This is a genomic window from Lachnoclostridium phytofermentans ISDg, from assembly GCF_000018685.1.
Classification (GTDB): Bacteria; Bacillota; Clostridia; order Lachnospirales; family Lachnospiraceae; genus Lachnoclostridium; species Lachnoclostridium phytofermentans.
The window spans coordinates 911948-938897 of the sequence record NC_010001.1 but is presented as its reverse complement, the minus strand read 5'-3'; the positions used below and the strand labels follow the sequence as shown (position 1 = coordinate 938897).

22 protein-coding genes and 1 pseudogene are annotated in these 26950 nt (G+C 36.6%); 7 read left to right on the top strand and 16 right to left on the bottom strand.

The genetic code is table 11. From position 1 onward, the window contains the following. Window positions 1–7 precede the first annotated feature (7 nt). Together CPHY_RS03885 and CPHY_RS03880 are read left to right on the top strand one after the other, a co-directional pair. Entirely contained in the window at window positions 8–1267 is a 1260-nt protein-coding gene (locus tag CPHY_RS03885) for a C40 family peptidase (RefSeq protein WP_012198754.1), read from the top strand. A 150-nt stretch (window positions 1268–1417) separates the two neighbouring features. Beyond that, the gene (locus tag CPHY_RS03880; protein WP_012198753.1) at window positions 1418–2137 is read left to right on the top strand and encodes a hypothetical protein; all 720 of its coding nucleotides are present in this window, start codon (window positions 1418–1420) and stop codon (window positions 2135–2137) included. A 125-nt stretch (window positions 2138–2262) separates the two neighbouring features. Here the strand turns inward: CPHY_RS03880 and CPHY_RS21160 are convergent, their stop codons facing one another. Next, window positions 2263–2427, bottom strand: a complete 165-nt coding sequence (locus CPHY_RS21160) for a DUF1540 domain-containing protein (RefSeq protein WP_012198752.1) — start codon at window positions 2425–2427, stop codon at window positions 2263–2265. A gap of 239 nt (window positions 2428–2666) precedes the next feature. Beyond that, the gene (locus tag CPHY_RS03875; protein ID WP_012198751.1) at window positions 2667–3929 is read right to left on the bottom strand and encodes a hypothetical protein; all 1263 of its coding nucleotides are present in this window, start codon (window positions 3927–3929) and stop codon (window positions 2667–2669) included. A gap of 196 nt (window positions 3930–4125) precedes the next feature. Here CPHY_RS03875 and CPHY_RS03870 point away from each other — a divergent pair, with 196 nt between their 5' ends. Next, on the top strand, window positions 4126–4488 hold the full coding sequence (locus CPHY_RS03870; protein WP_041703160.1) for a pyridoxamine 5'-phosphate oxidase family protein: 363 nt from the start codon (window positions 4126–4128) through the stop codon (window positions 4486–4488). Window positions 4489–4711: 223 nt separating this feature from the next. Next, window positions 4712–5404, top strand: coding sequence for a DUF421 domain-containing protein (locus CPHY_RS03865; protein WP_012198749.1), 693 nt, complete (start codon window positions 4712–4714; stop codon window positions 5402–5404). A gap of 208 nt (window positions 5405–5612) precedes the next feature. On the opposite strand, the gene CPHY_RS22605 is transcribed toward CPHY_RS03865, so the two are convergent. Both CPHY_RS22605 and CPHY_RS22600 read right to left on the bottom strand, forming a co-directional pair. Further along, a complete protein-coding gene (locus tag CPHY_RS22605) occupies window positions 5613–5765 on the bottom strand; it encodes a hypothetical protein (RefSeq protein WP_408611168.1) in 153 nt (50 codons plus the stop codon). Window positions 5766–6255: 490 nt separating this feature from the next. Then, window positions 6256–6669, bottom strand: a pseudogene (locus tag CPHY_RS22600) (hypothetical protein); the annotation flags it as partial. Between the two features lie 598 nt (window positions 6670–7267). Between CPHY_RS22600 and CPHY_RS21590 the strand changes: the two are divergent. Then, entirely contained in the window at window positions 7268–7987 is a 720-nt protein-coding gene (locus tag CPHY_RS21590) for a hypothetical protein (RefSeq protein ID WP_157668649.1), read from the top strand. A gap of 281 nt (window positions 7988–8268) precedes the next feature. Here the strand turns inward: CPHY_RS21590 and CPHY_RS03845 are convergent, their stop codons facing one another. From CPHY_RS03845 to CPHY_RS03820, 6 genes are all read right to left on the bottom strand, one after another. Next, window positions 8269–9117 (bottom strand): DUF368 domain-containing protein, encoded by an 849-nt coding sequence (locus CPHY_RS03845; RefSeq protein WP_012198747.1) that lies wholly within the window; start codon window positions 9115–9117, stop codon window positions 8269–8271. 260 nt (window positions 9118–9377) lie between these two features. Beyond that, on the bottom strand, window positions 9378–11582 hold the full coding sequence (locus CPHY_RS03840; protein ID WP_012198746.1) for a protein translocase subunit SecDF: 2205 nt from the start codon (window positions 11580–11582) through the stop codon (window positions 9378–9380). Window positions 11583–11614: 32 nt separating this feature from the next. Next, window positions 11615–12043, bottom strand: coding sequence for a hypothetical protein (locus CPHY_RS03835; protein ID WP_041703155.1), 429 nt, complete (start codon window positions 12041–12043; stop codon window positions 11615–11617). Window positions 12044–12203: 160 nt separating this feature from the next. After that, a complete protein-coding gene (locus CPHY_RS03830; protein ID WP_012198744.1) occupies window positions 12204–12707 on the bottom strand; it encodes a GreA/GreB family elongation factor in 504 nt (167 codons plus the stop codon). Window positions 12708–12837: 130 nt separating this feature from the next. Then, window positions 12838–13614, bottom strand: coding sequence for a ZIP family metal transporter (locus CPHY_RS03825; RefSeq protein WP_012198743.1), 777 nt, complete (start codon window positions 13612–13614; stop codon window positions 12838–12840). A 33-nt stretch (window positions 13615–13647) separates the two neighbouring features. Beyond that, window positions 13648–14529, bottom strand: a complete 882-nt coding sequence (locus CPHY_RS03820; protein WP_012198742.1) for a coiled-coil domain-containing protein — start codon at window positions 14527–14529, stop codon at window positions 13648–13650. Window positions 14530–14878: 349 nt separating this feature from the next. Here CPHY_RS03820 and CPHY_RS03815 point away from each other — a divergent pair, with 349 nt between their 5' ends. Then, entirely contained in the window at window positions 14879–16759 is a 1881-nt protein-coding gene (locus tag CPHY_RS03815) for a glycoside hydrolase family 2 protein (RefSeq protein WP_012198741.1), read from the top strand. A gap of 225 nt (window positions 16760–16984) precedes the next feature. Here CPHY_RS03815 and CPHY_RS03810 read toward each other — a convergent pair whose 3' ends face one another. Beyond that, window positions 16985–18004: an SDR family oxidoreductase gene (locus CPHY_RS03810; RefSeq protein ID WP_012198740.1), complete on the bottom strand. Its 1020-nt coding sequence runs from the start codon at window positions 18002–18004 to the stop codon at window positions 16985–16987. A 378-nt stretch (window positions 18005–18382) separates the two neighbouring features. On the opposite strand from CPHY_RS03810, the gene CPHY_RS03805 reads away from it, so the two are divergent. Then, entirely contained in the window at window positions 18383–19261 is an 879-nt protein-coding gene (locus CPHY_RS03805) for a helix-turn-helix domain-containing protein (RefSeq protein ID WP_012198739.1), read from the top strand. A gap of 86 nt (window positions 19262–19347) precedes the next feature. Here the strand turns inward: CPHY_RS03805 and CPHY_RS03800 are convergent, their stop codons facing one another. From CPHY_RS03800 to CPHY_RS03780, 5 genes are all read right to left on the bottom strand, one after another. Next, a complete protein-coding gene (locus tag CPHY_RS03800) occupies window positions 19348–23493 on the bottom strand; it encodes a DEAD/DEAH box helicase (protein WP_012198738.1) in 4146 nt (1381 codons plus the stop codon). An 86-nt stretch (window positions 23494–23579) separates the two neighbouring features. Continuing rightward, a complete protein-coding gene (locus CPHY_RS03795; RefSeq protein WP_012198737.1) occupies window positions 23580–24272 on the bottom strand; it encodes an LrgB family protein in 693 nt (230 codons plus the stop codon). Beyond that, on the bottom strand, window positions 24269–24664 hold the full coding sequence (locus tag CPHY_RS03790) for a CidA/LrgA family protein (RefSeq protein WP_012198736.1): 396 nt from the start codon (window positions 24662–24664) through the stop codon (window positions 24269–24271). The genes CPHY_RS03795 and CPHY_RS03790 overlap by 4 nt, the downstream gene beginning before the upstream one ends. A gap of 273 nt (window positions 24665–24937) precedes the next feature. Further along, window positions 24938–26236: a sensor histidine kinase gene (locus CPHY_RS03785; RefSeq protein WP_012198735.1), complete on the bottom strand. Its 1299-nt coding sequence runs from the start codon at window positions 26234–26236 to the stop codon at window positions 24938–24940. Between the two features lie 3 nt (window positions 26237–26239). After that, on the bottom strand, window positions 26240–26926 hold the full coding sequence (locus CPHY_RS03780; RefSeq protein WP_012198734.1) for a response regulator transcription factor: 687 nt from the start codon (window positions 26924–26926) through the stop codon (window positions 26240–26242). Window positions 26927–26950 lie beyond the last annotated feature (24 nt).

Below are 26950 nucleotides of genomic sequence, written 5' to 3'. Positions count from 1 at the left end.
GGTACTTATGAAATTAACCGGAGCACTAAGGATAGCTATGACTACATCTATTTTCATAGCAGGAATGAACTTGAGTATAGTAAAAGCAGATGCTGCAGCAGCAAATGAAACTTCTATCGGTGGCATGGGACTTGCAGTTGAAAGCTATTATAACGAACGATTATCAGAATCTGGCATTTCCATATCGAACATAACAACTCCGATTCTTATTGACGGAGAGCGACTAAAAGCATTAGATCGTGTTTCTCCATTTGATGGTTTAGCATTTTCTAATACAGAAGACTATGTAAACATACGAAGCAGTTGGAGTACTGATTCTGATATTGTAGGAAAATTATACCGTGGAGCTATGGCTCAAGTTTTAGTAAAAGGACAAATCTGGACAAAAATCAAATCTGGTAGCGTGGAAGGATATATCTTAAATGATTACTTAGTTTATGATGAACAAGGAGCTGCCAAATTTGAGAATGACACAATTACAAAGAAGATAAAGGCTACTTGCGTAACATTAAATGTCCGCGAAAGCATGAAGAAAGATTCTAAGATTAAAGTACAAATTGGAGAGCAAGACCAAAAAGAAATTGTTAAAGAATATGATGATTGGTTTGAAATCCTCATAAATGAAAACAATGGGGTTAAAGAAACTGGTTTTGTGCACAAGGATTACGTTGATGTTGTCTACCAATATAAAAAGGCTATCAGCAAAGAAACAGAGGAAGAGGAAGCGAAAGAAGCTGCAAGACAAGCGGCAGCTGCACAAACACAGCGCCCAAATTATTCAACTGGAAATACTTCTTCTAGTTCAAGCAATTCTTCAAACTCAAGTAATTCCTCAAATAATTCTTCAAACTCAGGAAGTTCAAATTCTACCAATACAGGTTCCTCCCATAACACAAGTCTTGGTAATAGAATTGCAAGCTTTGCTCTTCAGTTTGTTGGTAACCCCTATAGTTGGGGTGGTACTAGTCTAAATAATGGAGCCGATTGTTCTGGATTCGTATTATCAATTTATAAAAATTATGGTTATAGCCTTCCAAGAACATCTCGTGAGCAAGCAAGAGGTGCAGGTCGTTCCATTACTCCAAGCTATAGTAATTTACAAGCAGGTGATCTCTTGTTTTATGGAGATAGCAGCGGTCGCGTAAATCACGTTGCACTTTATACTGGAGATGGACGTGTTGTTCATGCAAGTAATTATAAGGATGGCGTTAAAACAAGCCGCTGGAATTACAGAACTCCTCTATATGCCAGAAGAGTTATAAACTAAAGTAGGGTAAGAACATAAATCTTTAGGCTTCCTTTCTTACAATTACAATATCATGAGTTACAGAAAATCTCACGATTCAAGCAGCTAAGAATCGTGAGATTAAACTACGTTTAGCAGTTTCAATTTAATGCACAGGAAAAGGAGAAATCCATGAGAAAAAATCAAAAACTATACATTACAATTGCAGCATTCGCATTAACTACGATTTTAGTGGCTACTACTGCAATGCATTTATCAAAAAGTCCGAAGAAAGAACAAGATAATCAAAGCCAAGAACTAAGTACTTCTATTTCTGAAAATCGTTCACAAGAAGATCAGGCTATCGATAGTTATACAGAACATGAACCTACTCAGGTTCCAGAGGAAAACACTTTCTTAAAGATTAATACTGACAAAGAAATTGATGATTTAATCAAAAAATACTATCAATCCCAACTTAACGTAGATAAAAAACTCTATGAATCTATCTCTGTAGATGCTAATACCATGGATGTTAATGTTACTGCACGTAAAGTTGAGTATGTGGAGTCTTATGATAACATTATTATTCACGTTGCGAAAGGAAATGAAGCTATTGATTTAGTAGCTTATGTAGAATATGATCTGCATATCAATTCCATTGATACATGTGCACCTTCGATTGACCGATTTTTTATTAAATATATCAACGGTGAACCAAAATTATACTTCGACAAATTATATCCAAAAACAGCCGAATACTTTAATACCGTAAATGAAAATGAAGAAGTTCAAAAATTGATTAAAACAGTGAATGATAAATTCAGCGCTGCATTAAAGGCGGATGAAAAACTAAATGATTTTTATAAGTCTGTGACTGAAGAAACAGTGATACTACAAAAAAAGCAATAAATCATGACCACATAATCGGTGATTTTATTTTACCTAGATACAAAAAGAGAACAACTCGAACCTTCTATTAAGATTGATTCGAGTTGTTCTTTTTTAGTGCGTTATAGATTTACTACTAATACCTATTATTTAGCTTTGTATTCGAAAGAATCACAGTCAGTACATTCTTTCTCTGTAGGGTTTTCTTCATGAGTACCTACCATAATCTGATCAAGTGTACAGTAGTTCTCAGCTTGAGCATGGAATTTACAGTTATTAATACTACAACCAATGCTTTCGTTCTTATCCATATTTCTATTCCTCTCTTTCTTGTGAAAATCGATTTACATTAATGTTTAAGCTTTCAATTAAGCTCATGGATATTACATCCTGTTTGCGTGATTTTATCACACTAAGTATAGTATTATGTAAAATTTCATAAAGTATGCTGTCATTTTATATGAAAAAATAGGCTCTGCATCAAATCGCAACACTTGATACAGAGCCTATAAAATGAGATACACTATACTAAACTTTTAATTTCTTCAAATTACTTGCATTGACTAGGATAACAATTCCTCATGACTTTTTCTCTGAAAGCCAGCATACATTCGGTTAATTTCTTAGCTTCCATTAAGCATTGACATGAAGCGCATGCATGTGAGCAACTTTCTTTTTGTAAATTATGAATTTCCATTACCATCTCGTGTAATTCACATCTCATATTTCTACAATTGTTATTACAGCTGCATTGGCAACTATTTTCATTTTCATAGCAATCTAACCATTCATTAATCATACAATATAACTCATGAATTTTGGTATTACACCCGATACCATATTGAAGATGTTCTAAAACTTCTTCTAAGTTCTTTTTCGCTTTGCAAAATTCTACATCTGCTCCTTCTTCAAATTGTAAAAGTTGATGCAATAAACAGTAGAAGTCTTCGAGTGACATACAAGAAGAACAACTATCCATACAACCGCTCATATCCATATTGCATCCACAGTTTCTCTCTATCTCATATCCGCAGCCACGTTCAACTTCACAGCCACAGCCCATATTTCTCTGACATCCACAACTCGGTGCCATTTCACACTCACATTTAGTTTCCTTCTCACAGCTCAATTCTTTCATGCAGCCGCATTCCATTTCTCTTCTGCAACCATGATCCATTTCTTTCATGCAACCACATTCCATTTCTTTTCTGCAGCCACGGTCCATTTCCTTCATGCAACCACATTCCATTTCTCTTCTGCAGCCATGGTCCATTTCTTTCATGCAGCCATGATCCATTTCTTTCATGCAGCCATGATCCATTTCTTTCATGCAGCCACGGTCCATTTCTTTCATGCAGCCACGGTCCATTTCTTTCATGCAGCCATGATCCATTTCTCTCATGCAGCCACATTCCATTTCTCTTCTGCAATCACGGTCCATTTCTTTCATACAGCCACGGTCCATTTCTTTCATACAGCCACGGTCCATTTCTCTTCTGCAATCACGGTCCATTTCTTTCATACAGCCATGGTCCATTTCTTTCATACAGCCATGTTCCATTTCTCTTCTGCAATCACGGTCCATTTCTTTCATACAGCCATGGTCCATTTCTTTCATACAGCCATGTTCCATTTCTTTTCTGCAACCACATTCCATTTCCTTCGTAGGTTCACAACCCATCTCTCTTTTACGACCATCGTAACGCATAGTACTTCCAGAAGTTGGATTCATCATAGAACGATTGTACATAGAGCGACCTGTACTGTAATTCATAGCTTTAACCTTATTATTATTTCTGTTTCGGTTATTCATAACTACTCCTTAAAAGGATAAATACAATATATCTTATTCTCGAATGTATAAAAGTGTTATTCTTTCTTCCTAAAATCCTCATAATTTTCAAAGAACGTCCAAATACAAGCAATTAATTTAAACTTTTAACCTAGTATTACATACAAATTTCAACATCAAGCATAAATTATATAGTGAATAAGAATTGGAGGTTTTTATGGTAAATCAAGAATACTGTGAACTTACCAATAAGGAAATTCAGTCAATTCTAAAACATACAAAATGGTGTCACCTAGGAATTTCTGATTGCGATCAACCCTATATCGTTCCAATGTATTTCTCCTTTGAACCGAAAGGGAATAACATCTGCTTTACGTTATTAAGTTTACGTAATGGACAAAAGATGCGTTATATGGAACATAATCAGAAGGTATGTTTGGAATTCGATCTTCAAAGAGAAAATTACTTTTTTAGTATTATTGTAAATGGTACTGTTACAATATGTCCTCCTATTTATAAAAATTCTCTCCTTGAAGTTGTATCAAATCAAATCAGTGGGCGTTGTTATATGCTATATTAGCTCAATTTAAAAACAGAGATGAATAACTTTATTGTGAGAAATCAAAATTTATTCATCTCTGCTTTTTCCTATTTCTAATAGTTTTATTATTAATACTCTTATAGCTTTTTCTATATTGTAATAAAAAATCTGAATATTTTCCCTTCAATTACTCATACTACCCATATTGCAATAAATTCAATGCAGATTAACTTCATGCAAATATTAAAAAGGAGAAGTTTTAATGACTATCATAAGAGTAATTTTGTCTTCTTTTGCCTCTATCGTTGCATTATTTTTTTTATGTAAATTTATTGGATATCGGCAGATGTCACAAATGAGTTTATTTGATTACATCAATGGAATTACCATCGGTTCCATTGCTGCGGAAATGGCCACAGACCTTGAAAATCCGTTGCATGCACTGATAGCCATGGCTATCTATAGTGTTGTTGCTGTAGCATTATCAATTGGAACAGATAAGTGGCTTGGTTTTTCTCGTTTTGTGAATGGATATCCGCTTGTACTACTAGATAATGATAAACTTTTATACGAAAATTTTAAAAAAGCAAAAATTGATATAGAAGAATTTCAGATACAGTGCCGTAACTGCGGGTATTTTGACATTACTACAATACAGACAGCTCTTCTAGAACCAAACGGTACTGTGAGTATCCTTCCCAAAGCTACCCATAGGCCAGCTACACCAAAAGATCTTAGTATAAAAGCGCCACAAGATTACATGGTGTTTAACTTAGTTCTTGACGGAATCATGATTGTCTCTAATCTAAAAATTCTTGACCTTGATGAGGACTGGCTTATCAAGCAACTTAAATCTCAGGGATACAATGATTACCATGAGCTTTTACTTGTTACTTGTAATCATAAACACGAAATCACTGCGTACAAGCGCTACAAAAAAAATCATGCTTCATAAAGCTTCTGGGTATTATAAATAATGTTTCCACCCGACTATTAGTAGTTTTAGTATGAAATGGAGTATTCCTTTGAGAGACAAATTTCTATCATCGGAATATTCCATTTCATTTATGTTTTATAATGATTCTATAGTGTACTACCACCCTTTTTACCTTCATAGTACTCTCCTAATTTTATCTTAATTGGCACAGTTTGCTCTCATGCACTTACCATTCCAAGATCTCTCTCTTCCATAAGTCCCTAATCTCTGCACTATAAAGCTCTAATTCTTCTAGATTAATCGAAACAGTTCTAGTATAATCCCTTAAATTAAGTAACGGTAAATATTTGCTTCCATCGCTATCCTCGCTGGTCCATATTGCTTCATTTTCACTCCAAGTAATTTGTCTCGCTCAATTCGTCCAATGAGCAATTTAACTTGAATAACTTCTATATACCAAGAATTATAGATTTATATTCTTCTATTCCAAGCGCATGTCCTACTCAAATACGGCTATATTTTAGCACATCAAGGCACATATAATCACATTCTGTCGAACTGTGAATATTATATTAATAGAGAGAAGGGGTAACTTCCCCCTTGCTCCACTTGAAACGAAAAAGAGTTAAGAGTGGAAGATTTTTCTATCTTTTACTCAACAAGTTTGTGTCTGCGCTGCATCAACATACTTGATATATACAAATGGCAGCGCAGAAACGAGGTATAAATGAATCAAACTGGATGTGGAAAACAAGACTTTGGAAATTGTAGTTGTAGATGCCATGGTCCTAATTTTTGTTGTGATCCTTGCAGCATTTGGGGGAATTGCTGTAATCGTGGATGCTACGACAATAAATGCCTAGATGATGTCAAAGATCATGATGGTTATGTGTGTACGTGTAGTTACGAACGTGGTTATGAACATGGTTGTGAGTGTAATCGTGAACGTGGTTGTGAGTGTAATCGTGAACGTGGTTGTGAGTGTAATCGTGAACGTGGTTGTGATCGTGAACGTGGTTGTGAATGCAAGGAGATATTTGAATGCATAGGGGAGGAAAAAGACCACTGCAGAGATAATTTTGAAAAGGATGAGTGTTGTAAAGATAACAATCTTTGTGAAGTCTATGGAAGAAATGACTTGTGCAGAGATGTTTTCTGCAGAGATGACTTTGGCAGAGATGACTATGGCAGAAACGACTTTGGAAGAAACGACTTCTGCAGATATGACTTTGGCAGAAATGACTTCGGGAGAGATGACTTCGGTAGAGATGACTTCGGGAGAGATGACTTCGGGAGAGATGACTTCGGCAGAGATGACTTCGGGAGAGATGACTTTGGTAGAAATAACTTTGGCAGAAATGACTTTGGCAGAAATGACTTCGGCAGAAATGACTTTGGCAGAAATGACTTCGGGAGAGATGACTTCGGCAGAAATGACTTTGGAAGAAATGCCTTTGGTAGAAATGACTTCGGCAGAAATAACTTTGGAAGAAATGCCTTTAGCAGAGTTGACTTTAGAAACGATGGTAATCACCGAAGTAATAGAAATAATCCCCCTGTACGGGGAATTCAGTGTGATAAAGACATTAGATGTAAACGGCCTAATCGCCCGCCTTGCCCATGTTGTAAACAAAAACCTTCGAAATGATGTCCTAAAAATCTCTATGCCATAAAGATCTCCATGTCCACGAAATCACTGCGTACAAGCGCTACAAAAAAAATCATGCCTCATAGCGGAGTTAATGCTATCTGCTCAAATTTGACAATATTTTATCGTATCGAGGCACAAATACTCACATTCTGTCGTAACGCGAATATTATATTACTAGAGAGCTGGGTAAAATTTCACTTGCTCCGCTTATAACGGAAAGGAGTTATAAAATGAATCGATTTGGATGTGGAAACTTTAGGAATTGTCGTTGTAGATGCCATGATTTTGATTTTTGTTTTAAACCTTGTTGTATTAGATGGGATTGCTGCAACCAAGGATGTAACGGTTGCGATAACGACAATAATTGCTGTGATGTAAAAGACCATGGTGGTTGTGATTGTGATCGTGAATGTGATTGTGGTGATCGTGAATGTGATCGTGGCTGTGAATGCGATCGTGGCTGTGAATGCAATCGTGGCTGTGAATGTGATCGCGACTGTGAATGTGATCGCGGCTGTAAATGTGAATGTAGATGCAATGAAGGGAAAAAAGACCATTGTAGAGAAAATTTCCAAAGAGATGTATTTTTTGAAGGTAATTTTGTTTTAGAATGTTCTGACAGAAACAACTGCGGTAACGACAGAGACTGCTGCGACAACGACAGAGACTGCTGCCGTAACGACAGAGACTGCTGCCGTAACGATAGAGACTGCTGCCGTAACGATAGAGACTGTTGCCGTAAAGACAGAGACCGCTGCCGTAACGATAGAGACTGCTGCCGTAAAGACAGAGACTGCTGCCGTAACGATAGAGACTGCTGCCGTAACGATAGAGACTGCTGCCGTAAAGACAGAGACTGCTGCCGTAACGATAGAGACTGCTGCCGTAAAGACAGAGACTGCTGCCGTAACGATAGAAACTGCTGCCGTAAAGACAGAAAACGCTCATAACGATAGAGAATTTGACTGTTTTGAAAATGATTTCTTACTTTTAGAAAATCAATGCGATAGGGACATCGAATGCAGAAACCACGCTGTCCACATTGCCCATGCTGTAAACGTTAGTGACTCAAACAATACTCAAAAGTTTCCATTCGAATGTAAATGCAATATGAAACCATTGGAGAACATCTTTGTAAACTCATTTTGAACTTCAAATTAGAAAGGAGGGAATTTCCCTCCTTTCTTCATGACAAGGAAATATACGCGAAATGTAATTATTCTTGTCTATACTATTCTCCTCCCAATGCATTCATAACGATAAATCCTACCACAGCACATGGAATACACCAAATCCACTCAAAACCAATTGGAAACCCAGGGAAAATCTCTGCCACTGACCCTATCATAAACCCAAGAATTATTAAATAGGTTGGCTTCGGATACTTATTCATTGCTTTCTCTAGTAACCTTGTGGTTAATAAAATACCAAGGATTCCACCAATTCCTAATGGAATCAAATATGGTAGATAAACTCTTGAGATAGAATCCATCGTATTTTGATACATTCCCATGACCAAAAGCATATAAGATACACTTATTCCCGGTAGAATTAGAGCAACGGCTACAAAGATCCCTGCTACAATCAATAATAATATTTCCCTAAGTCCTACGTTTAATGATACTGTAAACAAATTCTCGGGTAAGCGGGCGATTCCAATAACCAATGCAGTTCCGAACAATAGGTAGAAAACTATACTGAAGGATAATTTACTGACATCGGCCTTTTTTATTATAAAAGGAATTCCACCAACTACAGCGCCTAAAAAGAAATATAAGGTTGGCATAGGGTATCTCTCAATAAGTGCAAGGATTGGTTTAGCAATAACAACCATCCCAAGAAGTGCACCAAGTACAAAGGGAATCAGTACTTTTAGTGCTTTCTTCGGATTTTGAAAAAAATTACTAACTGATGTTATTAACGAGTCATATATTCCAAGAAGCATAGCCATTGTCCCCCCGCTAACTCCTGGTACAAGCATAGATCCCCCTACTATAACTCCTTTTCCTCCATCTCTTACGACACTTTTCATGAAACTTGCCTTATTCTCCTGCCTGGATTCTAGTTTTTGTTTCTCCATATCTACCTCCTTAAACCATTTACCTTCCTTTTTAAAACATATTCTTATAAATAAAAAAGCGGATACAATTAAAATCCTCCAAATAAAAGCCTATAAACTTCTAAGGATTATTTTGATTGTACCCGCACTTAGCTTAATTTCTGTATAAATTCATTACTAATGCATGATGTATTTAGTAAGCTAATTTTTTCTATTTTTCAATATGCTGTATTTTACTATTTCTTTTCTACTTTTAATCTAATTTTTTAATTTGATAACTTCTATCTTTTTCTCTTTTCCCACATAGTCCAAAGTACACCAGCAATACATATGGAAGAATAGCAACCACTAATTAGACCAAATAACATCGGTAAGGTAAACACCTTAATGGAGTCGATACGGAAGATAATAGAAGCAATTAACATAATTAATACACAAACCGCAGTTGTAATTGACGTATTTACTGAACGATGTAATGTCTGCGTATTACTTTCATTCATTAACTCTATAAAATCTTGCTTTGGATTCTTTTTACGATTCTCTCTGACACGGTCATATATAACAATGGTATCATTAATTGAATAACCGATAATAGTTAATACTACCGCAACAAAGGCATCATTTAATGGAATTCCAAATATAACAAAGACGAAAAATACGGTAATAATATCATGCACAAGTGCTAACGTTGCAGTGATTCCAGATGTAAGACCTGAGAAACGTATCCACACATAGATAATGATAAAAATGATGGAAATTACTACTGCCATAACAGCATTTTTTAATGCCTTTGCACCGATATATGGCTCCACAACATAAGTTTGTGCAAGCTTTGCATTCAAATCATCAGAAATACCTTTCACTGCACCTGTGATTTTTTCTTGTTCTGCAACATTTAAACCACTTGTTCCGGCTAAGGTTATGATAACACTACTGGAATCGGTGATATTGTCCTTTGTTATTTGAACAGTGGTCGGGCGATTCGTAACATCTGATACTTTAGAACGTACTGTTTCTGTATCAACATTTCCAGTGATGGAATACTCGAGAACCGCACCACCGGTAAACTGAGTATCTAGGTGGACACCCTTTATAATTACACCAACGATACCAACAATAAAAATAGTACCAGAGATAATTAAGAATATCCATTTGTTCTGATAAATTTTTAATGGTTTTCTCTCTTTTTGTTCACGGAAATATTTTTGTTCATTAAATCGATCCATTTCAAGGAAGGATAACAATATAGTCTTTGATAAAAATACACCAACTAAAACATTGACAATCATACCAATTAAGAGTGTATAACCAAAGCTTAGCATTGCTCCTGATCCAAAGATCATCAAGATAATCGCAACTGCAGCTGTTGTTACATTTCCATCTAATACGGAAGAAAATGCATTCTTATATCCATTAGTAACTGCGGAACGATAAGTTGCACCCTTCTTCAGTTCTTCTGAGACACGTTCGGCTATAATAATATTAGCATCTACAGCCATACCAACAGAAAGTATAATACCTGCAATACCTGGTAATGTTAATGTATATTGTGGTACTGAGATTGCAAGTAACTGTAATACCATTTGTAAAATAAGTACTAAACATGCTACAAAACCTGGCAGCTTATAGATACCAATCATGAAAATGCAAACAAATACGAATGCAATTGCCCCTGCAACTAACATAACATTAAGCGCATTGTTTCCTAGAGTAGGGCTAATGGTACGGAAACTTGAAGTTGTTAAAGAGAATGGTAATGCTCCTGCATTAATTTTTTCAGATAAATTTTTTGCTTCTTCATAAGTCTTTATGTTCTGTATAACTGCTTTACCACCGGTAATTTTACTATTTACTTGAGGAGCTGATATTAAATCATTATCCATGTAAATGCTCATTGGTTTCCCAATTAACTTTCCAGTCGCTTCTTCAAATAACTTTGCACCTTCTTTATCGAATATCAGTTCTACGACATTATCTGTAGTAACATTATTAGTCCTACGAGATGCCGAACTACTAACTACATGTTTTCCATCTAGCATAATATTCCCTTGTGGATCACGAAAACTAAGTTGTGCCATTGCACCAATTTCTTGGATTGCCTGCTCTGGATTATAGTTTTTCTCATCAGATTTCCATGGGAAGCGGACAATAATGTAACCACCATCTTTATCAATCGTTACCTCTCGGTCCGTAATGTACTTATTATCTAGTCGTATATCAATAATGTTTCTAGCACTTTCTAGTTCTGCAGCAGTTGCCTTTCTATCCAGTCCTTGTGGCTCAAAGATTGCTTCAACACCACCACGAATATCAATACCAAAACGCATCTTTTGAACACTTTTAAAATTATCTCCTAGGCCAAAAATGGCTAATAAAACAAAGAGAAAAATAAAACCTACGCATGCAAAGAGCGTACTTTTTCCATGACGAATTCTTTTCGTCGACTTTTTCTTATTGGATGAAAATGTATCCTTATAATTTGACATAATGTACCTCACTTAGAATAATTTTTTTCACTCTATAATGTCGCTAATCTATCTTTTTTCCCGTCCATTTTATGGATATATGATATCATATCTAAGGAAAGACTTGGGATTCCTATTAATTTTTGATTGATCCTAAGCTTGCAATCTAAATTTGTTATGATATATATTTCCGGACATGGTAAAAGGCTTGTCCCAAAATCTAGAAGTTTATTTTGGCTTAAATCATTTTCAAAGCATATTTCATTGTTTTGAAGGTTAGAATTGATATTCTTTGATTTCTTAAACTCATTTGAATCATCAAGACTCTTAAGCTTATTGTGTTCTTTCGATAAGTCAGTATTTGTCATGTAGGGATTTGTAGTCGTAAAAAAAGGATATGAACTACCGTAAGGAGCAAATATCCCACTAATCAGGAAGAAGGTCGTTAAGACTAATACCGCTATCTTATGTAATTGTAACATCCCCATGCCTCCCATTGTAAACTTCCAAATATATACTGCAAATATAGCACTTTTTTTACTTTAGGACAATCCTTCTTAACTATCCTTAGCATAATCTTAACATATGGAAGTTCGTAAATGAATGTTTATAATGGAGAAGAACTAAAATGTTATCACTAAATTAATAACTTCTTATTCTATCATTGCTATCGTCTGTTGTCTTATCAATTGCCTTGATTATAACATAGTACCCATAATCGTCTCTTACCTTAACATAGACTCTATCCTCTACTTTATGCCCTAGAATAGCTTTTCCAAGAGGCGATTCAATACTGATGAGCCCTTGCAAAGAATTTTCTCGTACAGTCGTAATCAACTTATATTTCTCGATTTCATTATCTTCCTCAAAGTAAATAGAAACCGTATTATTAATCCCTATCTCATCTTCAGAGGAATGATCTTCTATAACCTCCGCTGTCTTAATCATCCTTTCAAGATAACGGATTCTGCCTTCATTCTTATTCTTATCTTTTTTCGCCGCATAGTACTCAAAATTCTCGCTCAAGTCTCCATGTGCTCTAGCTTCTTTTACTGCATCAATGGCCTCTTTGCGTACAGTGAGTTTACGGTATTCAATTTCCTCCTGCATTTTATCAATATCATTTTTTGTTAATCTATTATACATACGAATAATCACCCCTTTCCATAGCCTGCAAACTTTGGGGTGCAGGCACAAAGTTTTGTATTTATTTCCGCCATGATTGCTATTAAACACGATAGAAACATAATAATTCCTATCGTGTTTAATTTTATTTTTAGGATAATGCAACATCAAGTATCATCATAATCAAAAATCCTAGTGAAAATCCAATGGTCGCTATATTGGAATGTTCTCCAGTTGATGCTTCCGGTAATAATTCCTCTACTACAACATAAATCATAGCACCAGCAGCAAATGCCAACAGATATGGTAATATTGATACAACAAAACTTGATAATAAAATTGTAATAACTGCTGCGATTGGTTCTACAATTCCTGATGCCACTCCATATACAAATGCCTTACTCTTACTACTTCCTTCACTCCTTAACGGAAGTGAGATAATTGCCCCTTCAGGGAAATTTTGAATTGCGATACCTATGGATAAGGCTAAAGCCCCTGCCAATGTGATATCACTTTGATTAGTTAAAAGTCCAGCAAATACAACACCAACAGCCATTCCCTCCGGAATATTATGCAGTGTTACTGCAAGAACAAGCATTGTGGTCTTTTGTAATGAACTTTTTCTACCCTCTGGTTCCGTACTATTTAAGTGCAGATGAGGAATTATGCGGTCCATCGAAAGCAAAAATAGAATTCCTATTACAAATCCTACCGCTGCTGGTAAAAACGCGAAACGCCCCATACCTTCTGACATATCAATTGCTGGGATTAACAGTGACCACACAGATGCAGCCACCATGACACCAGATGCAAAACCTAACAGAGATTTTTGCACAAGTGGCTTTATTTCATTCTTTAAAAAGAATACACACGCGGCTCCTAGTGTTGTTCCTAAAAAAGGTATTAAAATACCAAGTGTAATATCCATACACTCACTCCTCTCATGTATTTTCTGATTTTATTATTCAAGAAGCTGTTTTTCGACACTTCTTTTCTCGTTTCTAAGTGATGCTAATAATGCTTCCACCTTGCTGCAATATCTAGTTAATTCCTCTACATTAGAGGAAAGCTTATTTCGAACACTCCAATCAGTGAATATATTATCAAATGCGATATCAAAAAATCGAGTACTGCCATCAATTTGATTTAAATTGGAATCAAAGGCAACCTTTACATCTTTAAGCTCTTTATTCATGCGATCTGTCGCAGATTGTAATTGTGAAACAATTTCTACTGCATTATCTATCTTATTATACTTTATAAGGTCCGAAATTAATCCCCCATTAAAAAAAGTATCATAGGTAGCCCATGACTTAGCACTTTTGTACTGTTCCAGTGCATCCTTCGTCAATTCATAAACCCTATTCGTTGCTGTGATTGCTTCTTCAAGCTCTTTTTTTTGAGAATATAGCTTCTTTCTAAGTTCTTCTTCTTTTTTGGCTATTTCCATCCCTTCCGGATAATTGTTACGAATGTCTTGCTTTTTTCTTTTTATTTCTTGCTCTTTATGAAATATTTCATTCCTATAGCGGTTAACTTCAGAATGCAAGTCTTCAATCATAATGATAAACTCATCATATTTTGCTTTCGCAATAAGATATTCATTCATTTCTTTTTCATATTCTTTTTGATAATTTCCAGATATCTTTTTTAATAAAGTTCCTATCGAGTTTTTCTCTAATTGCTTTACATCATAATGCTCCTTATATAAGTCATCTGTGTATTTCTCCAACTCTCTCTTTTTTATCTCTATTACTTGTTCTTCTCGATACTTCCTTTGTTGTAAAACCCGAATTTCTTGTTCCAATTGCATTAATTCATTGCTTGCTTCTTGATACGTCACAAAAAAACCTCCTTTGTTAATATCTTCATGATTAGTTTACCGTAAGTATTATCTAAAGTAAATAAGATATTCCAATATATTGCAGTCGTTCCATTTATGGTATCTACAGCATTTAATCCTTCCTTTGAAAATATTTACCTATATCTTACTTATTATCTCGCCTTTTTCACTATACTATGATACAATTAGAAGTATTAACCACTGAATAATATAACTTAAACAAACAAACGACTATAGCATATTCTTACAAACGACATCGCATAAACTTATAAAAAAATATAACATAAACTTCTACTACTTCTACCCATGAAAATACAAAGTTAAAAATTCTATAGAAAGCGGGATTCCTATGAGTTTAAAAACTGGGTTTTCAAATCCATCAACCTCAATGCCACCCTTACCAGAATATCCCCGTCCTCTTTTAAAACGCAATAGTTATTATAACCTAAATGGATATTGGGATTACACTATTACAAAAACAAATCAGATGCCTTCTACCTACGATGGTAAAATACTCGTACCATTCTCGCCAGAAAGTTCGCTTTCCGGTGTAAATCATCAGCTAAAACCCACAGAATTTCTTTGGTATCACAGAGTACTAAACGACCCAAGAGAAAATAAAAATGATCGCGTCTTATTACAATTCGGTGCAGTTGATCAGACAGCAGCTATCTATGTCAATGATTGTCACCTCCTTTCCCATGAAGGTGGATATCTCCCTTTTAGTGTCGATATAACTGACCAATTAATAGCAGATGAAAATTCTCTCGTTGTTATGGTTACAGATGTCAGTGATACCTCTTATCATGCGAGAGGTAAGCAGAAATTAGAGTGTAGCGGTATGTTTTATACTGCGCAAAGTGGCATATGGCAGACAGTATTTATGGAATGTGTTCCATCTACTTATATAAAAAATCTTAAAATTACTCCAGATATTGATACAAATTCCGTTTCCTTTGAATTAGCTATGGTAAGTACCGACGTTTCTTTCAATACCAAAAATAAAATTAAAATCCTCATAAGCGAAGGCTCGTCAAATCCGAATAAAAGTAATCTAGTAAAACAAGAATTTAGGGAAGAAGAGTTCTTAGAACAAGAGCTTAGGGAAGAAGAGTTTTTAGTTCAAGAGTTTTTAGATCAAGAATTTTTAAAAGAAGAAGATTTTTTCCATACATCCTTTACCATCAACTTACCTGAATTACATTACTGGTCTCCTGAGGGCCCTTACCTTTATGATGTCTCCATAACTTATGGAGATGATGTTATAGAGTCCTATTTTGCTATGCGAAAAATATCCACTGGAATGGATCAAAATAATATACTACGCTTATTTCTAAACAACAAACCTTATTTTCATAATGGAATATTAGATCAGGGGTATTGGCCCGAAAGCTTATACACTCCTCCCTCTGATGAAGCGATGATATATGACATTACAATGATAAAAAATCTTGGATTTAATATGTTAAGAAAGCATGCAAAACTAGAACCATCTCGGTGGTATTATCACTGTGATCGACTCGGGGTATTGGTGTGGCAAGACTTCGTAAATGGTGGAAGTTCCTATCGTTCCTGGTTTGTCACGATATTTCCAACCATTTTCCCGCGCCTTGCCACCTTAATCAAGGATAACTCCTATCGCTTATTTTCTCGAAATGACGAGCCTGGAAAGAAAGAATATCTGTCTGATATGAAACGTACTGTTGAGTATCTTTATAATCACCCTAGTATTGTATTATGGGTTCCATTTAATGAGGGATGGGGGCAATTTGACAGTATTAAAATAACAGAATACCTTAAAACTCTTGATACCACTAGACTGATAGATTCTGCAAGCGGGTGGTTTGATCAAGGTTGTGGCGATGTTAGAAGCCTACACATATACTTTACCCCTATGCGCTTTCGCCCCCATAAAAGAGCTCTCGTATTATCTGAATTTGGTGGATATACACTACGTATTGATTCTCATACTTATAGTGACACTACCTATGGTTATCGCCACTATAAAACAAATCAGGATTTAACGGATGCCATAATTTCTGTTTATGAAAAGAAGATTATTCCTGGCATAGAAAAAGGGCTATGTGCCACAGTCTACACACAGCTTTCCGATATCGAGGAAGAAATTAACGGACTTATCACCTATGACAGAAAAGTTTTAAAGATAGAGAAGAAACGTATTCAGAAAATGAACCAGCTCTGTATGAGAGAAGCTTCCAAAATGAAGTAAGCCACAATTTGCTACCCTTTTACTTCACGGTAAAACAAACGGAATATTCTATGGTGAAAATAATCTCCCATATGAATATTCCGCTTTGTATTTTTGTTCATAACAAGGAAAAGTTCGCGAGGTGTACTTTATCTTGTTTCTTTTTCTCGTTTCTTTTTCTTATATCTTTTTCATATACCTCTTTCTTGTATCTCTTTCTTGTATCTCTTTCTTGTATCTCTTTTATTACTTCTTCAAAATCTCCGTTTTAGCTTGTTCCAAAGCCTCTATTACTCTATCACACCAAATATCAAATTCTTCGTCCAGTATCTGGAACTCCTTATGAGATAGTACAAACTCTATGGTTTCTGCTACTCCTTGATCAAAGCGCTTTGTTGCAGCAAAATCAGGAACTAATCGTTTTAACTTTGAGTTATCAAATACTACAGAATTCGCCTTATCTCCAAGCAAGCTGCCATTAAAATCATACTCACTGACAGCATCTAAAAAACTTGAGGAAACATAATATGGTTTAAACTCTACCGATAAACAATCTGCGATACACTGATATATTTGATTCCAAGTTAGCGTTTCATCTGAGGTAATCTGTACGCTTTCTCCGATTGCATGGATATTTCCCATCAAGCCAAGAAATCCCTTCGCAAAATCACTGTTGTGTGTCATAGTCCAAAGTGAAGTTCCATCTCCATGAATGATCACTGGTTTCCCTTTTAACATTCGATCGATTACCTGATAACTTCCCTTTCTGCCATGTACTCCTAGTGGGATTGATTTTTCATCATAAGTATGACTCGGGCGAACAATCGTCACTGGAAAATTTTCTTCTCGATATAATTTCATTAAGTACTCTTCACAATGTATTTTGTTTCTCGAATACTCCCAGTATGGATTGGAAAGTGGTGTTCCTTCATTGATACGGTAATCTGATAATGGTTTTTGATAAGCAGAAGCTGAGCTTATAAATATGTATTGTTTTGTTTTTCCCTGAAATAGTCGATAGTCTCTCTCTAAATGCTCTGGTACAAAAGCTATAAAATCTGCTACAACATCAAATTCTAAATCCTTAATTAATTCTTTTACCTTTTCTTCCTCGTTAATATCAGCAATAATTGTTTTAACATTTGTCGGTAAATCCATATTTCGATTTCCTCGATTTAACACGTATAATTCACTATTTTGCTTTAATAACTGTTTTGAAATTGCCTGACTAATTATTCCTGTACCACCGATAAATAATACTTTCATACCTATCCTCCTGTTTTTCGCTTTATTTTCTGATATAAATACTCCATAAAAATTAGCAACAAACTTCTTAGCTGGCTCTTCCTAAATATCATAACCGCTATTTTTTGAATATATAAAACTAAAGACTTAAATCTGGTAGGAATCTCTTTGATTAGATTCAACCATTCCTTCTCCAGATTCAGATTGCACCATATCCTTCAGTATAGCATTTTACACAGTATTGTGATAGAATGAATACGAGCAAAAATCGTACAAATCTATTCTTTAACATGATTAATTTAGTGTATCAAAAATTTATTATTAAGAAAAGAAAAAGCATGCTTCACGGACTTCTCCTAATTATGAATAAGGCTCTTTTGCGCCAGAATTGAGGATCATATGCAGAATCTTTTTGAAAAAAGTGATGTGTTAAATGCACCAGTAGAAGCATTTTATTTTGATACCCGATATGATAACTTTCCGATTCGTCCTCATTGGCATTATTTTATGGAAATCATCTACATGTTAGATGGTAGGGCACAAATAAATGCGGGTGAAGAATCTCATCTGCTCTTCGCCGGTGATATGGCAATCTTTCATCCCAAAATGGTACATGCAATTTATGCGGTTACTTCGGAACCAATTCACTATGCGGTTTTAAAATTTGATATTAACCGATTGCAATTGACTTCAAAGTATGCACCTAAGATGAGGATATTGTTTCAGAGTGCAGAAGGGAATCCTGCATGCCCCATCTATCTTTCTGCTAATAGTTTAATTCATGTAGATATCCGTTCACAAATCCTCCCTTGTATCCATGAAATAAAAGAAAAAGATTATGGTTATGACGTAATTCTTCAAGCAAAACTTTACATATTACTTTCAGAAATTATTCGAATTTGGAGAAAAAATGGGTTCGATACGTCTAAATTATTACCTTCTAATGACGAAGTAGATACAATTTACACCATTACAGAATATATGGATGCTCATTGTACCGAACCAATTAAGGTGGTTGATATTGCAGCGAAGTGCAATATGAGTTATAGCCATTTTGCAAAGAGTTTTCGCGCTATCTATGGGCAGACCTGTAAAGATTTTTTAGAATATCTTCGTGTTTGCAAAGCAGAAAATTATCTACTTTTTACAGAATATGACCTTACCTATATCAGCCAAGAAACCGGATTTTGTGACTGCAGCCACCTTATTAAAGCATTTAAAGATGTGAAAGGAATTACGCCAAAACAATATCGCCTACAGCATAAGGTAACCAGATAATAGAAACATCTACTCAATCAGATTCCTAATTATAGCAGTAAAAAACCACAATCTGAATTAGTTCACTATTCTGATTGTGGCTTTTTTTACTTTCGATATAAGACGTAATCTGTGATTTCCTTTCGAAATCCAACCGCAGACAACACCTCTTCTGCTTCTTTTGGATACTCCTTAATAACCAAACGGCTGCCATTTGGATAAAAGCATTTTCGTTCATAGTCAAGTACAAATAATTCTAAAGCACTTTTCAATACTTCAAAATCAAATACCTTTAGAGTTTTTCCCTGACGCTCAAATACCGCAATCGGTACTCCGCTTGATAACGCAACTACAGTACCTGCAACTTGAACAAAGGAGCGCTCTTTCTCATAAGGAAAATATTTTCCCCAGATTTGATATGGGTCCATTGCGGATAACCATAGAATTTCTTTCTTCGGATGCTCCAGTGTATACATTGTGGATATAAAGTCTTTCTCACGAATAAATTGTATCCCTGAGAGCCCTTCCACAAAATATCCTCTTCTTGCTCTTTCGGTATATTCCCATACACTAAGTTCCTTTAATGCCTCCGCCCAAGAGATTCCCCTGACAGTTTCTCTGCATACAATAACAACCTGGTCAAACAACCTCTCTAACTTTTGCTCCATCGTTGCTTCTTTTAATGGTCTGGCTACTTCAAACCTTCCGGAGGACATCACCATAACCTTTGCATTCACTAACTGTCTTACGTTTCCCTTCTTAAGCTTCTCATTGTTTAACCACATTCTTATCGGTACAAAACTATCTGCACATACAAGTCCTTTCTCTAATAAAGAGAGTACTGCTTCATATAGAGATTTTCCAGCAAGAAGTGAAGTAAGACTATTTAAAAAACTGGCACCTCTTTTTTGCATGGCTTCATAGAGCAGTTGCTCCGTTTCCTCCAAAGGAGGCTCAGGAGAAGGAAGAGATGCCTCCCAATCAACATCCTCACTGTAATGAAAACTTATCCCCTCTTTTGTTATTCGATATTGAAAATAACCTTGCGAAAGTAAAGCATCCAATAGATCAGGCCTATATTTTGCAACTCTTGCAGGTAGCAGTACATTTTCTAATAGAGAAGGTTGGAACACGGATCCGACAAACTGCTCTAATACTTTGCTGAGCTGTTCCTTTGGTGATGCTGTAAATTCAGTCTTTCCTGCAAGAAGTGCTGTAAATCGTTCTTTAGGCAGGGTCTTTATCTGATCTCTTCGCTCATAGACTGTAAGCTTTAATGCTTTCTCATAAAGTGTTGTATGATAATAATATTCTCCCTGCTTAATAACAGATCCCTGATCACATAGTGAAGTTAAATTATCTAGGATAACATCTTCCGGTAAATAATATCGCTCCACAAGCTGCTTTACGGCCTGACCGCCACGGTATCTCACTGCCCTTCTTAGAATCTTCTGACAAGCTTCGGTTTCTCTCTTATTAAGTGCCCTTTCATATAATTCTAGCTGTTCCGTGGCAATCCATAGCCCGGGCTCGATGTAATGAACCAATCCCTCACTTACTAAACTTAAGAGCCAGTCAATTGATACCTTAAGTTCCCCAGCAATCATATCTCCTTCGATCATTAAGAGCGTATGAAGTTCTTGTTCATTGACAGGTAAGCTTGCCCTCTTTGAGACTTCTTCTATCATCTTATGTTCTGGCTGCAGGTTATTCGCTTGCTCCAGTGCCTTTCGTGACGCATCTAAAATTCCCGTAGTAGAAGGAGCGTAATCATACATCATGGCTCCTTCGGTCTGTCGCCTAAAAGGCAGCGACATAGGAGAAGGCAGCTCCAAAAACATCTCCCTAACTTCTATCGTATTCGATAAAATTCCATGAATCACATGCATAAGCCCCGGAAGATTCCATATATCCTCTAAGCATTCTCTCTTTGTCTCTCGAATGATTGGATGACTTTCATAAGATAGGATAGAATCAAGCATTTGTGCACAACGCATACGTTGAACCCATAAAGGTTGTCTCCCGTTTTTTCGAACTCCCATCATCATCGATCTGCCCATATTATAGCGAAAAGTTATCTGAAAAAGTGGTGTTGCTATTAATCTTGCCTCAAGTACTCCTTGTAATAAAGCAGGGGATATCATGGTAAGTAGCCCTTCTGGTAACGGCTGTCCATCATAAGGATATAGTAAAAATCCGTCATCATCCACCACATAGTTTATTACTCTTTGCAGTGATCTGCTTGCTGCTTCCTGTATTAAGATAGCAAGCGGCTCATTTACCTCTCTTCCAAATACGGAATGTACCATCATCTGGTAACTGCCTGTTTCATCTTTAAAATGTTCGATGAGAATTGTTTTATCATCTGGGAGACAACCGGTAGCTTTGATCTGACGTTTTATAAATTCACCTGCTCCCGTCGCAGCTGCTTGATCCATACCAAAAGCTTTTAACTCCTCGAATGAACAATCAGCCTCATTTGCACGGGAAAGTTTCCGTAACAGTTCCCCAAAAGCCAAACCGGTTTTCAGTCCTCTTCCTTTGATCTCACCTTTCCAAAAGGGAAGTTTTGCACTTCCTGAGGAAGCAGGTGCTACGATTACTGCATCTTTTTGTATATTTACAATCTTCCAGCCAAAGGTACCAAGTAAGAATTTCTCGCCTACTCTTGATTCGTATACAAATTCCTCGTCAAGCTCGCCAAGTTTTACACCCTCTTCACTTTTTACCTGATATAACCCTTTATCAGGAATTGTTCCTCCGGCAGAAACAGCCAACATTCGGCTATACGGGTCTCCCTCCACTCTATCATGAATTCGGTCATAAAGAATTCTTGGCCTGACTGGAATCTCCCTTTCATGCTCATAATCTCCGGCCAACATTTTTAAAACATCATGGATATCCTTAAGAGTCACTTCCCGGAAAGGATAAGCACGCGCCAGAATATCGAGTACTTCCTGTACCTCATAACCATCCCCCGTTGCCATGGAAACAAGATGTTGTGCCAGTACATCAAAACACATCCTTGGTGGTTTGGCATCTTCTACCCTGCCCTGTTTTGCAACCTCCGCGGTCAGACCGCAGTAAAGCCCCTCAATTGGAGATCTAGGAAACATCTGCATCACACTCACTCGGTCAGGATTATGTCCCGCACGCCCTAACCTCTGCATCGTGCTGGATATCGTTCTAGGACATCCAATTTGAAATACTTCATCAATTTCACCAACATCAATACCAAGCTCCATCGAAGATGTCGCACAAAGAAGCCGAAGCTTTCCATCTCTTAGGGATTGTTCTACCTCTAGCCTTTGCTCCTTTGATAAACTGCCATGATGAGTTCTTGCAAATCCATCTCCTCCAAGCTGATTCACATAGTGTGCCAGTTTTTCTGCAAACCGTCTGCCTTCCACAAAAGCAATGACACTTCGTGCCTTACAGCAGGAGTCATAGATAATCGCCGCAATCTCTTCCCAGACGGGAGTTTTACGAATTCCTACCTCCTCTGATAATGGGCTGGTTATCATAAACTTTCTTTTCTTTGTCATTGTAGGCGCAACAATTTTTGCTGGCTCCGGTGAGAGATAATTTGCCGCAAGTTCAAGCGGCTCGATTGTTGCAGATAACCCGATTCTCTGTAGTGGTTGTCCACATAATCGATCAAGTCTGGCTATCGAAAGCATCAGATGTGCACCACGTTTGGAATCAATCAGAGCATGTAGTTCGTCTATAATAACAACTCTCGCTGTGTTTAGCATACCCTGCCCTGATTTGCTAGTAAGAAGCAGATATAGTGATTCGGGTGTTGTTATTAGTATGTGGGGAGGATGTTTTATCATCTGTCTACGCTCTGCTGGTGTGGTATCTCCGGTACGTACCGCTACTGAGATACTAGGAATGATTTGCTTTTTTAACTCACTGTCTTTTTCTTGTTTTATAATCTCTCCTAAAATTCCATGGAGTGGCTTTTTTAAATTCTCTCTGATATCACCTGCCAGTGATTTTAATGGCGATACATAGATGACATAAATTTCTTCTTTTAATTTTTCTTCTCTTGCTAACCGCATCAACTGGTCAATGTATACCAAAAAAGCAGACAGAGTCTTACCGGTACCTGTTGGTGCAGATACCAGGGTATCAAATCCATCTGCTATACTTCTCCATGCTTCTTTCTGTACCATCGTTGGTTCGCCAAGTGCTTGCTGAAACCACCTCGATGTTACAGAATCAAACATATCCATAGAATCTATTGCCATCTGTAGCATTTCCTCCTAATAGAATCATTACTTCCTACCTTAAAGTTAATGATAGCATAGATACATTAATTGTAAAAGGCATGATTTTACATAAAATTTGTAAAAATGGAAGCTCCTATTACAGTTAATAGACCCGATACCGCAATAGAAAGGCTGCTCATTGCACCTTCTATCTCTCCCATTTCAAGTGCCTTTGCTGTTCCGACTGCATGCGCTGAGGTACCGATAGCAATTCCTTTCGCAACCGGATGCGTAATTTTAAATACCTTACACACTGTTTCCGCAATCATATTTCCAAGTACCCCTGTGATGATAATCACTGCAACTGTTATCGTTACGATTCCACCAAGCTCCTCGGATACTCCCATACCAATTGCAGTTGTAATTGACTTTGGAAGCAGCGTTACATATTGTTCATGAGTGAATTGAAATAGAAAACATAGTATCAATACACTGATTAAACTTGTTAGTACTCCTGATATGATTCCAATCATGATGGCCTTTTTATGTTGTTTTAGCAAATCCAATTGTTCATATAAAGGAATTGCAAGGCATACTGTTGCAGGCGTTAAAAGATAGCTTAAATATTTTGCTCCTTCCTCATAACTCTCGTAAGAAATATTAAATACCGAAAGTATCCCCATAACAAATAGTATTGAGATGAGTAGCGGATTAAAGATTGCCAGTTTCCATTTCTTTTTTAATAACAGCCCGATTTCATAACCTAGCAGGCTTATTCCAACTCCAAAGAACAGAGAATTACCTATGAATTCTTTCATTTATCTTTCCTCCCATTCGATTCCGTAACTGATTCCTTATTTTTCTTACCATCCTGCACTATGACTCTTTGCGTAATTCTACCCGTCACTACCATAACTACTACCGTGGTTATGATAATAATAAATATCAGGGGTAGCCAAATATCACGGATTGCATTCCAGGAAATCATTAACCCGACACCGGCGGGAATAAACATAAGCGACATGACCTCGATTAAGAAACTGCCAGCACCTTTCACAGATTTTACCGGTACTATTTTGGACGCCAAAAGTCCTAACATAATAACTAACCCATAAATACTTGCGGGTATCGGTAACGGGATACAATATCTTAATACCTCTCCGACAAATGTTACTGCTAGAATAATACCGAACTGCCTTGCATATTTCATAACTTTTCTCCATTCCTATGTATATCTCATGTATTGTAGTGTTTTTAAAAGTAATAGAAAATTGGTACTACCAATTTCTTATTGAATATTACTCCTACTATTTTTATCTGTCAATCGTTTTTATAATCATATTTATACAACACTTTTTTATCTTTTTTAAAACCAGTCAAAGCGGATATCCGCAATCCGCTTACGCTTCTAGCTCATAATCTAATTGCCTGAAATGACAAAAACGCGCCACAGGGCATTCTTACCCTATGAGGCGTTTTCATTTTACATATTATTAATTTCCAAGTCAAACCAGAACGTACTGCCTTTACCGATCTTAGATTCTACACCATAACTGCCGCCATGTAATGATATTACTTTCTTCACGATTGACAACCCTAAGCCTGTCCCTATAACAGCGCGTCTGTGGGTCTTGTCAATTCTATAGTATCTGTCCCAAATATACGGGAGATTTTCTTCCGCGATACCTTTTCCGTGATCTTCTATTTCAATCCTGACAAAGCCTTCAAAAACTTTTTGGCGGATAATTATTGTTAAGTCATCATCGCTATAATTTATCGCGTTAATAAGCAGATTATAGAATACCTGTGTAATTTTTAATTCATCCGCATTAACATAGATATCTTCACCGTGCTCAAAGAGGAATCTATACCCGCTTTTTTTGACCAATTCCGCCATTCTGTCAATGGTTGTTCTTATGCTTTCAGTAATGTTATATGTTTTTATATTCAGATCTATTGTTCCATTTTCTAAGCGCGATATATCAAGGATATCCCCTACTAATGAGCTGAGCCTTGTACTCTCATCCATGATCATTTGCGTTTGCTCCGGAGTAATTTCATTCGGAAAATCATGCATCATCTCGGCATAACTGTAAATAAGGGCGAGAGGCGTTCGCAAATCGTGAGAAATATTTGCCATTAACTCACGTCTCAAAGCATCTACCTTGGATAACTCGGCAGCAGTATAATTGAGGGTATCGGACAATTCGTGGATTTCGCGGTAACCTTTTCCAGAAAAATGAATATCATAATTTCCACTCGCCAGAATTTTTGCGCTATTATTGAGTTCCTCTATCGGCTTTGAAACCGTTCTCGCTATGACAAATGCAAGTGCAATAGATAGAAGAAACATGATTCCTGTAACATAGTACAATTGAACTTTGATGGTTGATATTGTAGCGTTAACCGGTGAAATGATGGCGTAGAAGACAAATGAAACTATTCGTCCATCCGATGTAATGAAGTCTTTGCTTTCAGTTATCGCTTGCCGCATCGGAATTTTATCCGCAGGATTAGGTCTGTTAAGCGGTGAAAAATCATGCGCGGGAGTCACAATTATTTCTGAATCATCCGCCAGCCACACGATTATTTGATTGAGATTGGGACTGTCTATATTTCGTTCAATTAGTGCAATGGCATTTTTAATTTCATTTTTTCGGACACCTTCATACATCTTGCCAAGTAGCATTGTTTCGAACAGCCAAAGAACAGCAAGAAGTAGTGAACAAAACCCGATTAAAAATATAAATATTTTCCACATCAGACGTCGTGATCTTTTCATATATCAGCCCTCAAATCGGTAGCCCAATCCCCTCAGTGTCGTAATAAAGTTCGCATAAGGCCCCAACGATCTACGTAATAATTTCATGTGTGTGTCAAGTGTACGATCATCTCCGCAATAATCAAATCCCCATACTTCCGTCAATATATTTTCACGCGGAACAGCTTTATTTTTATTGCGTATCAGAAAGAAAAGAAGATCGTATTCTTTCGGAGCCATGTTTGCCTGAACGCCGTCAATAAAAACTTTGTACGCAGTCATATCGGCTTCGAATCCTTCTTTACGGAAAATAATATGTCCTTCTTCACTATCGAAATTCGCTACGCTCTTTTGGGTTCTCCTCAAAATGGCGTTTACACGCAGCATAATTTCTTTTGATGAAAACGGCTTAACAACATAGTCGTCAATACCAAGTTCAAATCCTAAAACCTTATCGTATTCCTCTCCGCGAGCTGAGAGCATAATAACTGGGGTATTCGATTTTTTCCGAATCTCCTTCACAGCGGAAAAACCATCAAGTTCCGGCATCATAATATCTATAATAATAATATCAAACGTATCATTTCGACAGGCCTCGACAGCTTCCATTCCGTTTTCCGCTTCTGCAATTTCATACCCTTCAAACAGCGCATATCGTTTGATTACAGCGCGGAGGCCGGGTTCATCGTCGCAAATAAGTATTTTTGCCATTGGTTCACCTCCCATACCATAAGA

Coding starts and splice junctions, on each gene's coding strand:
- CPHY_RS03885 (WP_012198754.1), top strand. CDS start 8: ATGAAATTAACCGGAGCACTAAGGATAGCTATGACTACATCTATTTTC.
- CPHY_RS03880 (WP_012198753.1), top strand. CDS start 1,418: ATGAGAAAAAATCAAAAACTATACATTACAATTGCAGCATTCGCATTA.
- CPHY_RS21160 (WP_012198752.1), bottom strand. CDS start 2,427: ATGGATAAGAACGAAAGCATTGGTTGTAGTATTAATAACTGTAAATTC.
- CPHY_RS03875 (WP_012198751.1), bottom strand. CDS start 3,929: ATGAATAACCGAAACAGAAATAATAATAAGGTTAAAGCTATGAATTAC.
- CPHY_RS03870 (WP_041703160.1), top strand. CDS start 4,126: ATGGTAAATCAAGAATACTGTGAACTTACCAATAAGGAAATTCAGTCA.
- CPHY_RS03865 (WP_012198749.1), top strand. CDS start 4,712: ATGACTATCATAAGAGTAATTTTGTCTTCTTTTGCCTCTATCGTTGCA.
- CPHY_RS21590 (WP_157668649.1), top strand. CDS start 7,268: ATGAATCGATTTGGATGTGGAAACTTTAGGAATTGTCGTTGTAGATGC.
- CPHY_RS03845 (WP_012198747.1), bottom strand. CDS start 9,117: ATGGAGAAACAAAAACTAGAATCCAGGCAGGAGAATAAGGCAAGTTTC.
- CPHY_RS03840 (WP_012198746.1), bottom strand. CDS start 11,582: ATGTCAAATTATAAGGATACATTTTCATCCAATAAGAAAAAGTCGACG.
- CPHY_RS03835 (WP_041703155.1), bottom strand. CDS start 12,043: ATGTTACAATTACATAAGATAGCGGTATTAGTCTTAACGACCTTCTTC.
- CPHY_RS03830 (WP_012198744.1), bottom strand. CDS start 12,707: ATGTATAATAGATTAACAAAAAATGATATTGATAAAATGCAGGAGGAA.
- CPHY_RS03825 (WP_012198743.1), bottom strand. CDS start 13,614: ATGGATATTACACTTGGTATTTTAATACCTTTTTTAGGAACAACACTA.
- CPHY_RS03815 (WP_012198741.1), top strand. CDS start 14,879: ATGAGTTTAAAAACTGGGTTTTCAAATCCATCAACCTCAATGCCACCC.
- CPHY_RS03810 (WP_012198740.1), bottom strand. CDS start 18,004: ATGAAAGTATTATTTATCGGTGGTACAGGAATAATTAGTCAGGCAATT.
- CPHY_RS03805 (WP_012198739.1), top strand. CDS start 18,383: ATGCAGAATCTTTTTGAAAAAAGTGATGTGTTAAATGCACCAGTAGAA.
- CPHY_RS03800 (WP_012198738.1), bottom strand. CDS start 23,493: ATGGCAATAGATTCTATGGATATGTTTGATTCTGTAACATCGAGGTGG.
- CPHY_RS03795 (WP_012198737.1), bottom strand. CDS start 24,272: ATGAAAGAATTCATAGGTAATTCTCTGTTCTTTGGAGTTGGAATAAGC.
- CPHY_RS03790 (WP_012198736.1), bottom strand. CDS start 24,664: ATGAAATATGCAAGGCAGTTCGGTATTATTCTAGCAGTAACATTTGTC.
- CPHY_RS03785 (WP_012198735.1), bottom strand. CDS start 26,236: ATGAAAAGATCACGACGTCTGATGTGGAAAATATTTATATTTTTAATC.
- CPHY_RS03780 (WP_012198734.1), bottom strand. CDS start 26,926: ATGGCAAAAATACTTATTTGCGACGATGAACCCGGCCTCCGCGCTGTA.